Consider the following 11840-nt stretch of genomic DNA (forward strand, 5'->3'; position numbering starts at 1 on the left):
TGTCCCGGTCGGACGTTCGGCCCGCCCGCGGACCCACACCAAGGCTAAATGTCGGTGGGGACGCTTAACCTGGTGACCATGGCTTTCGCTACCGAACATCCCGTGCTGGCGCATTCGGAGTACCGACCTGCCGCCGACGCCGTCGACGGCATCGTGCGTGCCGGCGGCCGGTTCGAGGTGGTCAGCGAGTACGAGCCCGCGGGCGATCAGCCGGCGGCCATCGAGGAACTGGAACGCCGGGTCCGGGCGGGGGAGCGCGACATCGTCCTGCTGGGCGCCACCGGCACCGGTAAATCGGCGACCACCGCCTGGCTCATCGAACGACTGCAGCGGCCCACCCTGGTGATGGCGCCGAACAAGACGCTGGCCGCCCAGCTGGCCAACGAACTGCGGGAGATGTTGCCGCACAACGCCGTCGAGTACTTCGTGTCGTATTACGACTACTACCAGCCGGAGGCGTACATCGCGCAGACCGACACCTACATCGAGAAGGACAGCTCGATCAACGACGACGTCGAGCGGCTGCGGCACTCGGCGACCTCGAGCCTGCTGTCCCGGCGCGACGTGGTGGTGGTGGCCTCGGTGTCCTGCATCTACGGCCTCGGCACCCCGCAGTCCTATCTGGACAGGTCGGTGGAACTGAAGGTCGGTGACGAGGTCCCCCGCGACGGGTTGCTGCGGCTGCTGGTCGACGTCCAGTACGACCGCAACGACATCGCGTTCACCCGCGGCTCCTTCCGGGTCCGCGGTGACACCGTCGAGATCATCCCGGCTTACGAGGAACTCGCGATCCGCATCGAGTTCTTCGGCGACGAGGTCGAAGCGCTGTACTACCTGCACCCGCTGACCGGTGACGTGGTGCGCCAGGTCGACTCGGTGCGTATCTTCCCGGCCACCCACTATGTGGCGGGCCCGGAGCGGATGGCCACGGCGATCTCCAGCATCGAGGCCGAACTCGAGGACCGACTGGCCGAACTGGAGGGCCAGGGCAAGCTGCTGGAGGCCCAGCGGCTGCGCATGCGCACCAACTACGACCTGGAGATGATGAAGCAGGTCGGGTTCTGCTCCGGCATCGAGAACTACTCCCGCCACATCGACGGCCGCGGCGCGGGAACGGCGCCGGCGACGCTGATCGACTACTTCCCGGAGGACTTCCTGCTGGTCATCGACGAATCGCACGTCACGGTGCCGCAGATCGGCGGCATGTACGAGGGCGATATGTCGCGTAAACGCAATCTGGTGGACTTCGGGTTCCGGCTGCCCTCGGCCGTCGACAACCGCCCGCTGACGTGGGAGGAGTTCGCCGAACGCATCGGCCAGACGGTCTATCTGTCGGCGACACCGGGCAACTACGAGATGGCGCAGGCCGGTGGTGAGTTCGTCGAGCAGGTGATCCGCCCGACCGGTCTGGTCGATCCGCAGGTGCACGTCAAGCCCACCAAGGGCCAGATCGACGACCTGATCGGCGAGATCCGGCTGCGCACCGAACGCGACGAGCGGGTGCTGGTCACCACGCTGACCAAGAAGATGGCAGAGGATCTCACCGACTATCTGCTGGAGATGGGCATCCGGGTGCGGTACCTGCACTCCGAGGTGGACACGTTGCGCCGGGTCGAACTGCTGCGCCAGTTGCGGCTCGGCGAATACGACGTGCTCGTCGGCATCAACCTGCTGCGTGAGGGGCTCGACCTGCCCGAGGTGTCCCTGGTGGCGATTCTCGACGCCGACAAGGAGGGCTTCCTGCGGTCCCCGCGCAGCCTCATCCAGACCATCGGTCGCGCGGCGCGCAACGTGTCCGGTGAGGTGCACATGTACGCCGACAAGATCACCGACTCGATGAAGCAGGCGATCGAGGAGACCGAGCGGCGCCGGGCCAAGCAGATCGCCTACAACGAGGCGCACGGGATCGATCCGCAGCCGCTGCGCAAGAAGATCGCCGACATCCTCGACCAGGTGTACCGGGAGGCCGACGACACCGAAGCGATCGAGGTCGGCGGCTCGGGGCGCAACGCCTCCCGGGGCCGGCGGGCGCAGGGCGAGCCGGGTCGTGCGGTCAGTGCGGGCATCGTCGAGGGACGCGACACCGCGAACATGCCGCGGGCCGAACTCGCGGACCTGATAAAGGATTTGACCGCGCAGATGATGACGGCGGCTCGCGACCTGCAGTTCGAGCTGGCCGCCCGGATCCGCGACGAGATCGCGGATCTGAAGAAGGAATTGCGCGGCATGGATGCGGCGGGGCTGAAATAGCCGGGCGTGCTTGAGCTCAACCTCGGTTGAGCCTTTACGGTGATGCCATGACCGAGACAACCGCATCGGCCGCAGGCAGCTGGCGCGAGCTGCTGGGCCGCGACTATCTCGGTGCTGTCATCGTGCTGGCCGGTGGCGTGGCGATCTACGCCATCAACGAGTTCATCACCATCAGCCTGCTCCCGAGCGCCGTCGCCGACATCGGTGGTGAGCGGCTCTACGCCTGGGTGACGACGGTGTATCTGGTTGCGTCGGTGACCGCCGCGACGACGGTGGGCCCGGTTCTGACCCGATTCGGCCCGCGCACCGCGTATCTGGGCGCGTTATTGTCCTTCGCCGCGGGCAGTGCGCTGTGCACGCTGGCGCCGTCGATGCCGCTGCTCCTCGGCGGTCGGGTCGTACAGGGCCTGGCCGGGGGTGTGCTGGCCGGCCTCGGCTATGCGGTGATCAGCGCGGCGCTTCCCGACCGGTTGTGGACCCGCGCATCGGCGGTGGTCTCGGCGATGTGGGGAGTGGGCACCCTGGTGGGGCCGGCCACCGGTGGCTTGTTCGCCCAATTCGGTTTGTGGCGAGGCGGATTCGGCTTACTTGCGGTTTTCGCGGTGGCGATGAGTGTGCTGGTGCCGCTGGCGTTGCCGGCACGGGCCGACACCGACCAGCAGCCGCCTCGGACGCGAATCCCGATGTGGTCGTTGCTGCTTCTCGGCGTGGCAGCGCTGACAGTGAGCGCGGCGGTGATTCCGCACAGCGTGGGCGTCATCGTGGGACTGCTGATCGCGGGCGCTGTGCTGGTGGGGGTGTTCATTGTCGTCGACCGCCGGGCTTCGGCGGCGGTATTGCCGCGCAAAGCATTTGAGCCGGGGCCGTTGAAGTGGATCTACCTGACCCTGGGTCTGTTGATGGCGGCCACGATGGTGGACATGTATGTGCCGCTGTTCGGTCAGCGGCTGGGCGGTCTGGCGCCGGTCGTCGCGGGCTTCCTGGGTGCGGCTCTGTCGGTGGGCTGGACGGTGGGGGAGATCGCCAGCGCGTCGATCACCAATGTGCGGATCACGGTGCGCGTGGTGGCGATCGCCCCACTGGTGATGGCCGCGGGTCTGGCGTTGGCGGCAGCGACCCAAACCGACGGTGCGCCAACAACAGTCGTAGCGCTATGGGCTGCGGCGCTGGTGATCACGGGCTCCGGTATCGGGATGGCGTGGCCGCATCTCTCGGCGTGGGCGATGGGTTCGGTGGTCGACGACGCTCCTCAGCAGGCGGTGGCCGCGGCCGCGATCAGCACCGTGCAACTGATGTGCGGAGCGTTCGGTGCCGGGTTGGCCGGTGTCGTGGTGAATCTGCGTGTTGCGCCCGATGCGAGCGCGAGCCGGCTGATGTTCGGTGCGTTCGCCGTTCTGGCGGCGGTGGGCTGCGTGGCCTCCTACCGTTCCGGGCGTGAACGGGCGGACTGAGGTCTACTCGTCCTTCTCGTCGAGCCGGTGCACCGTGGTGACGCCGGCTATCGCGGCGACTGTGGTTGGGGCGCGCAGGATTTGGCTGCCCGACAACGTCAACATGACACCGCCGTCGCTGTCGGTACTCAGCTCGGTGAGGCTCCACTGGTGCTTCTCGCAGGTGGCGAGGATGCGGGTCAGCACGCCGCGGTCGACGTCGTAGGTGACCCGCAGCCGCACCGAGCCGGCCAGCCGCGCGGTCAGACGCCTGCTGAGCGGGTTGAAGCCCAGGACGATGACGAAGTGCAGGATCGTGACGACTATCGCGAGCTTCACCAGCCCCGCGGCGGCGGCCATGCCGATGGCCGCGCACTCCCAGATCGCGGCCGCCGTGGTCAGCCCGTGCACGGCGCCCTGCCGGGTGATGATCAACCCGGCGCCGAGGAAGCCGATACCGGAGACGATCTGGGCGGCCACCCGCGACGGGTCGACCTCGACCAGGCCTGTGCTCAGCACGTCGGAGAAGCCGTACTTGCTGACGATCAGGATCAGGGCTGACGCGGTGCCGACGATCGCCTGGGTACGCAGGCCGGCGCTCTTGCCGTGAATCTCACGCTCCAGGCCGATCAACGCGGTCAGCCCGAACGCGATCAGGAGTTCGACCATCTGCCGCGTGCCCTGTCCGGGACCGCCGAGCAACGGCGGATCGGCCAACCAGATCTGCATGTCGACACCGTATTAGCCCTGTGGCGGCTCGGGCAGCAATCACGCTGAGCCAAAAGATGGGCGAGTCGCGGCAGCGCTGGAAAAGTTCCGCCTGACACGCGGGTGTGGCTGAGTGGCTAGGCACCGGCCTGCAAAGCCGTTTACACGGGTTTGAATCCCGTCACTCGCTCTGATCGTGCTCTCGGTACCGTTGCCTGCCGTGGCGAAGTCGAAGAACAAGTGCTGTCGAAGCACGCCACGCTGCAAGCGCTGCCCGCTGGTGCTGCACAAGGTCCGACAGGCCGAACGGAGAGGCGTCAGCGGCAAGGACCTCGACAAGGTGTTCCGGCGCGCCCGCAAGTCCTGATCTGGTTGGCCGCGTCGACCTGCAGTTCGGCGAGTGTTTGCGCGATCAAATTGTCGCCGGGGTAACCGCGACAACACCGCTTAGCAACAGTTCGGTAACCCCCTGAATGGCTGGTCCCGGTTAGGTACTTACACGTCTGTAGTTTCCCTGTCAGGCCTCTCACAGAAACGGGGAAATGATGTCTCGGACCACCTCTCGCGTGGCGGCGGTCACTGCCATGGCGACGGCGGGGTTTTTCTGGACGGCTCCGCTGTTCAGCCCCCGTGCGGTTGCCGACTTCGGCAGCCCCGGTGTTCCGTGCATGGGCATCCTTCACCAAGGTCTGACGACGCCCCCTGACCTCTCCCAAGGCATCCCCGGCACGTCGAACACGCTGTTCACGAACAATCCGCCGACCGCGGGCGGTCCTATCCCGCCCGCGACCGTGCCCGGCACCATTCGCGTCCCCCCGGCCAGCGCTCCCGGCTCGCCCGGGATGCCCGGCACCGGCGGCGTGACCGTCCCGCCGGCGTCCGTCCCCGGCGCGCCCGGGACCAGCACGACACGCGGAATCCCGACGCCGCCCGCCGCCGTTCCCGGCGCTCCCGGCGTTCCCGGTGGTGGGGGCGTCCCCGGTACGCCGCTCGGCGTTCCTGGCACTCCTCCCGGTGGTGGCGGTGGCGGTATCCCGGGTGTGCCCGGTGGTGTTCCCGGTACTCCTCCCGGTGGCGGGGGTGGCGGTATCCCGGGTGTGCCCGGTGGTGTTCCCGGTACTCCTCCCGGTGCTGGCGGTGGCGGCATTCCCACCCCGCCCGGAGGTGTGCCCAGCGCTCCGGTCAGTGATGCTGCGGGCGTTCCCAACGGCGGTGCCGGCGCGGCCGGCGCACCGGTGAGTGATGCGGCTGCCGGTCTGCCCGGTGGTGGTGGACCCGGTGGCGGGGCGGGCGGCCCGGGCGGCGGTGCCGGCGGTGGCTCGGGTGCCGGTGGCCCCGGCGCGCCCGGCGCTCTGCCTGCCGGTGCCGGCGATGCCGGTGCTCCGATCTCCGATGCCAACGGACTCGCTCCGGCCGGTGTTCCGGCCGCCCCGCTCGCCGACGCCTCCGGTCTGGCGCCTGCGCCGCCGGCCGCAGCTCCGCCCGCCGCCGTCCCCGGTGGCGGGGCAGTCCCGCCCGGGCCGCCCGCCGGCGTGCCGGGCATCCCCGGCGGCGGTGGAGGCGACGTCCCGGGTACTCCGCCTGCCGGTGTTCCGGGTGTTCCCGGTGGTGGCGGTGGCGACGTCCCGGGTACTCCGCCTGCCGGTGTTCCGGGTGTTCCCGGTGGTGGCGGTGGCGACGTCCCGGGTACTCCGCCTGCCGGTGTGCCGGGCGTCCCCGGTGGCGGAGGCGGTGGAACCCCGCCGGTTCCGCCGGCCGCGGTCCCGGGCGATGTTGTGCCCGAATCCGTTGTGACTCCGCCGGTTCCGCCGGCCGAGGTCCCCGGTGGCTCGATCCCGGGCTCCGGTGGAACCCCGCCGGCACCGCCGGCAGCGGTCCCCGGTGGCGACGTCAACGGCTCGGTGTCAACGCCTCCGGCCGAGGTTCCCGGCGCCCCCGGCGGCTCGAACCAGGTCACCGTCAACACACCAGGGGTTCCGCCGGCCGCGGTGCCCGGCAACGTGATCAACGATGCGTCCGGCACGCTTCCGCCGCCAGGAGCTTCGGTGCCGGGCGTCCCGCTTGGCGGCGGCATGCTCAACGTTCCCGGAACTCCGCCGGTCACCCTGCCGGGTGTGCCCAGCGCGGCGTCGACCCCGGGCCTCGTCACCCCACCCGCCGCGGTCCCGGGTGGCCCCGGCGTCCCGGTCAACGTGAATGTGCCGGGAACACCCGTGGCGGTGCCCGGCACCCCGGGAACCCCCGGCATGGAAATCCCGCCGACGCCGCCGCAGGTGATCCCCGGCACGCCGGGAACTCCTGGCGACGAATCGCTTCCGACCCCGCCGGCCGCCGTTCCCGGTGCCCCCGGTGAGGGCACCGGTGGTGGTCTGCCGACCCCGCCGGCCGCGGTCCCCGGTACTCCCGGAGGAAACATTGTCGAGACCGGTTCGACCCCGCCGGCCGCCGTTCCGGGTACGCCCGGTGAGGGCACCGGTGGTGGTCTGCCGACCCCGCCCGCGGCGGTTCCCGGTGGACCCGGCGAGGGCACCGGTGGTGGTCTGCCGACCCCGCCCGCGGCGGTTCCCGGTGGACCCGGCGAGGGCACCGGTGGTGGTCTGCCGACCCCGCCCGCGGCGGTTCCCGGTGGACCCGGCGAGGGCACCGGTGGTGGTCTGCCGACCCCGCCCGCGGCGGTTCCCGGTGGACCCGGCGAGGGCACCGGTGGTGGTCTGCCGACCCCGCCCGCGGCGGTTCCCGGTGGACCCGGCGAAGGCACCGGTGGTGGATTGCCGACGCCTCCGGCTGCCGTCCCAGGTGGTCCCGGTGGTGGCACCGGTGGCGGTGTGCCGACCCCACCGGCTGCCGTGCCCGGCGCGCCGGTCGGCGAAGGCGGCGGCATCCCCGGCCCCGCCGGCGTCCCGGCCGCGCCGATCACCGACAACGCAGGCGCCGCTGTGCCGGCGGCACCGATCACGGACAACGCCGGTGCAGCCGGTGCGCCGGCTGCCGCGGTCTCCGACAACTCCGGGCTCGCTGCCGCTGGAGCTGGAGCCGGTGGCGGTGGTGGCGCAGGCGCTGCCGGAGCTGGTGGCGCGGTAGGCGCGCCGGTCGCCGACGCTTCGGGTGTCGTCGCACCGTCGGCCGGTGTGCCCGCGGCGGACATCGCTGCTGCCGCAGCCGGTGTGCCGGCCCCGCCCGGGGCGCTGCCCGCGGCCGCGGACGCCGGCGGTGGCGCCGGCATCCCGACTCCGCCGGCTGCTGTTCCCGGTGGTCCGGGTGGTGGCGGCGGTGGTGGAGTTCCGACGCCTCCGGGTGCCGTTCCGGGTGGTCCGGGTGGTGGCGGCGGTGGTGGAGTTCCGACGCCTCCGGGTGCCGTTCCGGGTGGTCCGGGAGGTGGTGGCGGTGGTGGAGTTCCGACGCCTCCGGGTGCCGTTCCGGGTGGTCCGGGTGGTGGCGGCGGTGGTGGAGTTCCGACGCCTCCGGGTGCCGTTCCGGGTGGTCCGGGTGGTGGCGGCGGTGGTGGAGTTCCGACGCCTCCGGGTGCCGTTCCGGGTGGTCCGGGAGGTGGTGGCGGTGCAGGGCTGCCCACTCCGCCTGCCGCGGTGCCGGGCACTCCGTTCACCAACAACATCGTGACGCCGGGCACGCCGCCCGCAGCGGTGCCGGGCGGTCCCGGCGGCGGCGGAGGAGCCGGACTCCCGACTCCGCCCGCAGCGGTGCCGGGAACGCCGGGCGGCAATCGGGTGCCGACCCCACCGACCCCGCCGACAGTGCTGCCGGGTGGTCCGGGCAGCTACATCGGACCCACACCGGGTGGCCTCGGAACCCTGATCCCGTCGGCGCCGATCTCCGACGCCGCGGGCACCCTGCCCACTCCGCCGGCGCAGCTGCTGCCGACGATGGCGCAAGGTGTCGCGACGCTGCTCTCGCCGCCGCAGATCACGATCCCCGGCATCCCGGGCTTCGGGATTCCGTTGCCGTCGACCATCTCGACGCCGCGCGACCTGCTGTGCGTGGGCACCGGCTGGTCGGCGAAGGCGGGAACCGAGTCCGGTGCTCCGGCCGGGGCTCTGCTGGGCACCGAACTGCCGCCGGCGAACCGCTGGTTCGGTAACTGACGTCGGAAGCGAGCTCGGGGGTCAACCCTCGAGCAAGTGAGCGAAGATGTCCGGGTAGTAGAGGTGAGCCAGGAAGTGCCCGCCGGGTCGCTCGTGCAGGGTCGCGCCGGGAATGCGGCGGGCCAGCTCGGGCGGCCAGGCGTGGTCGACCAGTTCATCCTGCTGACCGCCCCAGACGTCGGTCGGGACGGTGATCTGCTCGGGGGCGAAACCCCACGGTCGCAGCCAGGCCCGGTAGTCCTCGGCGACGCCGTCGGGTCGGCGCAGTGCCTCGGCCGACATCCGGGCGAACTCGGCGTAGCCCTCGTCGCGCAACACGGCGGCGTCCGCGGCCCCCAGCTGACCGGCGGCGAGGCGCCCATATAGCGCGGGCGCCCGCCGCGCCGTCAGCGCCATCGCGGCGAAGCACGGTCTGACCAGCAGTGGCGCGCGGTGCGACAGCCGGGTGTAGATCCGGTCGAACGCCGGCAGGCGCGCGAACACTCCCGGCTCGGTCAGCGGCAGCACCCCGGCGACGATCGCCACCCGCCGCACCCGTTCGGGCAGCGCCCAGGCCAGCGCGGCCGCGTACTGGCCCCCCATCGACCAGCCCATCGCGGCGAAGTGTCCGACGCCGAGCTGGTCCATCAGGTCGGCCACGTCGTCGGCCCAGTCCAGGATGGTGCGGCCGGGCTGCGGGTCGGATCCACCGATTCCGGGCCGGTCCGGAGAGATCAACCGGACGCCGGCCGTACGCGCGGCGGCATCGGCGGCGGCCACATCCAGTCGGCAGGCCAGCCCGCCGTGGGCGTTGACGACGACCTCGCCGTCGGGTGCGCCGTACTGCGTGTAACACACCGCGCGCCCGTCACGCAGTCGCATGGTGAGGCTGTCGGCGGGTGCGGACATCGGCGCTCGCTTTCTCGTCAGCCGGATACCGGCCCCGCGGGCCCAAAGTCACTGCCCGGCAATACTTGTGCTGTTCTTCTCGGTGTTCGGCGGCGCATCAACGAACTGACTTGGTGACCTGTGCGAAATTGAACTGCCAGCGTTCGACGATGTGGAAGCCGAATCGGTAGGGCACCTGGTAGGCCAGCGCCCGCCCGAGTCGCGGACCCGCGTGCAGTGCGGGGCCCTGCTCGTGCCGCGGCAAGGACTTGTCGTGCTCGGACACTGTCCAGATCGCCGGGCAGTAGGGCATCTTGTCCGCCCACGCCCAGACGGCAATGTGGGCGTCCCACAACATGTTTCGTTGGATGCCTGTTGGGCCGCGGCCGTAGTCGCGCAGCTTGGCGAACGCCGCGGGTCGCGCGGCGATCAGCGGGCGGATCGGGCCGGGTTTCCACGCCGTCGAGTTGTCCATCACCAGGCAGTCGCCCGGTGCCGCATGCCGGGTGATGACGTCGGCGACCTGGCTGTAGTCCATGCCCTCCTTGGCATACGGCCCGCGCTGGGCCAGGTAGTTCGGCGTCGCCGCGATCGCGAACACCACGAGTAGGGCGGTGATCCACGCACGGGACGAGCGCCCGAGCGCCACGATGCACAGGCCGAGGATGAGCGCCATGGCGGGAGTGGTGAACGACAGGTAGCGCGGGTAGTAGAGCGGCTCGTGCAGCAGCGAATAGCCGAGCACGACCATAGTGGGCACAACGATCCACGCGAGAGCGACCACGGCCAGTCGTCGCGGGCGCCACCCGGACCGACGCCACGAGATCAGGCCGGCGAGAACCAGCAGTCCGCACAGCACCGCGACCGCTCGTGAACCGTCAAAGTACTGGTCTACCAAGATCATTCCGACGGTTCCGGCACTCAGCGGCGAAATCCACCCGACCTGGAACAGCTGGCTCTGGCTGAAGAACAGGAAAGGGCATGTCGCGGCGCCGACTGCCGCCGCTGCCAGCACCCAGTGCCACCGCGCCTTCCTGGATTCAGCCATGGTCGCGACCATCACGGCGTGCACCGGCAGCAGCAAAATCGAGAAGACATTCAACAGCGTCGCGGCGATCGCGAGAACCGCGTATCCGAACCACCACCTCGGCCGGTCGCGGCGCAGCGCCACCACACACAGCACCGTGAGCCAGACGGCGGCGACCATGGTCAGTGCATAGGAGCGGGCTTCCATACCTGCCCACGTCACGCGGGGGAGCATCGCGAAAACGACGCCTGCCGTGACCGCCACCGTGCGGGTCGACAGAAGGCGGCCCAGCACCACGACACCAGCGGCCGCCAGGCCCACGGCGACCGAACTGGACAACCGCGACCAGAACTCCGTCGCGGGGAACACCGCGAACCAGCCGTGCATGAGCACGTAGTACAGGCCGTGAACGGCGTCGATGTTGCCGAGCATCCGCCACAAGTCGGGCATCGGCCTGGTGGACGCCGAGATCGTCGCGGCTTCGTCGAACCACAGTGATGGCCGCGCCGCCCCGGCGGCGCTGAGCGCAGCGGCGAACACCGCCACCCACACGGCGTCCAGCGGCCGAGCGGGCGCGGTGCGCCGCTGCTCGTCGCCGAGGACCCGTTCGGGCCGAAGGGTGATACTCACGTGGGTCGTCCTGTACCGCGGTCGATGGTGCGCCAAACGTTAACCCGCAGCCCACCCATCCTGTTCGGCGAACTAAGGGTTGTGCCTGGCAAAATTCGTGAGGTTTGAATTGCGCTTATTGGTCATCATTGGTGTGGCAGCGCCGACAATCGCGAATCGGATGCGATGTGGATTTGCAATTTCGGGTGCTGTCGTACCGCTCACGCAACTGTCGAGGGCGCTATTTTCCCCGGTAGAGTGGCATCGCGCGGCGCGCCGGAATTGCCGCGTGACGTGAATCGCACCCTTGTGAGGTGCCAAAGCGATAGTGTTCCGGGTGGCGTTGAAATTGGAGACTGGAGGGTACGAATGGGCGGTTACAAGACCGTGGTCGTCGGCACGGACGGCTCGGATTCATCGCTGCGTGCAGTCGACCGGGCGGGTTACCTCGCCTCCGAACCTGGCTCCAAAGTCATCGTGGCGACCGCCTATTTCCCGGCCAACGAGGACACCCGCGCGGCAGACCTGCTGAAGGACGAGGGCTACAAGATGGCGGGCAATGCCCCCATCTACGCGATCCTGCGCGAGGCGCGTGACCGCGCGAAGGCCGCAGGTGCGGCCGAAGTCGAAGAGCGCGCAGTTGTCGGGGCTCCGGTTGACGCGCTGGTGGAATTGGCTGAAGAGGTCAGCGCCGATCTCCTCATTGTCGGCAACGTCGGCTTGAGCACGATCGCCGGCCGTCTGCTGGGTTCGGTGCCTGCCAATGTGGCACGCCGGTCCAAGTGCGACGTGCTGATCGTTCACACCACTGGTTAGCCAACCCGGTCGGGGGTAGGCGCAGACTGGTCT

8 protein-coding genes and 1 tRNA gene are annotated in these 11840 nt (G+C 70.2%); 6 read left to right on the plus strand and 3 right to left on the minus strand.

What is annotated here, in order from left to right:
- The first annotated feature begins 78 nt into the window (after positions 1 to 78).
- Both uvrB and CRM90_RS23900 read left to right on the plus strand, forming a co-directional pair.
- On the plus strand, positions 79 to 2250 hold the full coding sequence (gene uvrB, locus CRM90_RS23895) for an excinuclease ABC subunit UvrB (RefSeq protein ID WP_199190024.1): 2172 nt from the start codon (positions 79 to 81) through the stop codon (positions 2248 to 2250).
- 47 nt (positions 2251 to 2297) lie between these two features.
- A complete protein-coding gene (locus tag CRM90_RS23900; RefSeq protein ID WP_102809421.1) occupies positions 2298 to 3701 on the plus strand; it encodes an MFS transporter in 1404 nt (467 codons plus the stop codon).
- 3 nt (positions 3702 to 3704) lie between these two features.
- Here CRM90_RS23900 and CRM90_RS23905 read toward each other — a convergent pair whose 3' ends face one another.
- Positions 3705 to 4409, minus strand: a complete 705-nt coding sequence (locus CRM90_RS23905) for an MgtC/SapB family protein (protein WP_102809422.1) — start codon at positions 4407 to 4409, stop codon at positions 3705 to 3707.
- Positions 4410 to 4507: 98 nt separating this feature from the next.
- Between CRM90_RS23905 and CRM90_RS23910 the strand changes: the two genes are divergently transcribed.
- The 3 genes from CRM90_RS23910 to CRM90_RS30330 all read left to right on the plus strand — a co-directional run bounded on the left by CRM90_RS23910 (position 4508) and on the right by CRM90_RS30330 (position 8488).
- Positions 4508 to 4578: transfer RNA gene (locus tag CRM90_RS23910), tRNA-Cys, on the plus strand.
- 30 nt (positions 4579 to 4608) lie between these two features.
- A complete protein-coding gene (locus CRM90_RS30540) occupies positions 4609 to 4755 on the plus strand; it encodes a hypothetical protein (protein WP_199190031.1) in 147 nt (48 codons plus the stop codon).
- A gap of 175 nt (positions 4756 to 4930) precedes the next feature.
- Positions 4931 to 8488, plus strand: a complete 3558-nt coding sequence (locus CRM90_RS30330; RefSeq protein WP_142391438.1) for a hypothetical protein — start codon at positions 4931 to 4933, stop codon at positions 8486 to 8488.
- A gap of 21 nt (positions 8489 to 8509) precedes the next feature.
- Here CRM90_RS30330 and CRM90_RS23925 read toward each other — a convergent pair whose 3' ends face one another.
- Positions 8510 to 9376, minus strand: coding sequence for an alpha/beta fold hydrolase (locus CRM90_RS23925; protein WP_102809425.1), 867 nt, complete (start codon positions 9374 to 9376; stop codon positions 8510 to 8512).
- 97 nt (positions 9377 to 9473) lie between these two features.
- The gene (locus tag CRM90_RS23930) at positions 9474 to 11012 is read right to left on the minus strand and encodes a glycosyltransferase family 39 protein (RefSeq protein WP_102809426.1); all 1539 of its coding nucleotides are present in this window, start codon (positions 11010 to 11012) and stop codon (positions 9474 to 9476) included.
- Positions 11013 to 11360: 348 nt separating this feature from the next.
- Here CRM90_RS23930 and CRM90_RS23935 point away from each other — a divergent pair, with 348 nt between their 5' ends.
- Positions 11361 to 11807: a universal stress protein gene (locus tag CRM90_RS23935; protein ID WP_102809427.1), complete on the plus strand. Its 447-nt coding sequence runs from the start codon at positions 11361 to 11363 to the stop codon at positions 11805 to 11807.
- The last annotated feature ends 33 nt before the right edge of the window (positions 11808 to 11840 follow it).

The sequence above is a fragment of the Mycobacterium sp. ENV421 genome (assembly GCF_002887815.1).
Classification (GTDB): domain Bacteria; phylum Actinomycetota; class Actinomycetes; order Mycobacteriales; family Mycobacteriaceae; genus Mycobacterium.

Bases quoted from the DNA above. Each gene is read 5' to 3' on its own strand.
- uvrB (WP_199190024.1), top strand. From the start codon at position 79: ATGGCTTTCGCTACCGAACATCCCGTGCTGGCGCATTCGGAGTACCGA.
- CRM90_RS23900 (WP_102809421.1), top strand. From the start codon at position 2,298: ATGACCGAGACAACCGCATCGGCCGCAGGCAGCTGGCGCGAGCTGCTG.
- CRM90_RS23905 (WP_102809422.1), bottom strand. From the start codon at position 4,409: ATGCAGATCTGGTTGGCCGATCCGCCGTTGCTCGGCGGTCCCGGACAG.
- CRM90_RS30330 (WP_142391438.1), top strand. From the start codon at position 4,931: ATGATGTCTCGGACCACCTCTCGCGTGGCGGCGGTCACTGCCATGGCG.
- CRM90_RS23925 (WP_102809425.1), bottom strand. From the start codon at position 9,376: ATGTCCGCACCCGCCGACAGCCTCACCATGCGACTGCGTGACGGGCGC.
- CRM90_RS23935 (WP_102809427.1), top strand. From the start codon at position 11,361: ATGGGCGGTTACAAGACCGTGGTCGTCGGCACGGACGGCTCGGATTCA.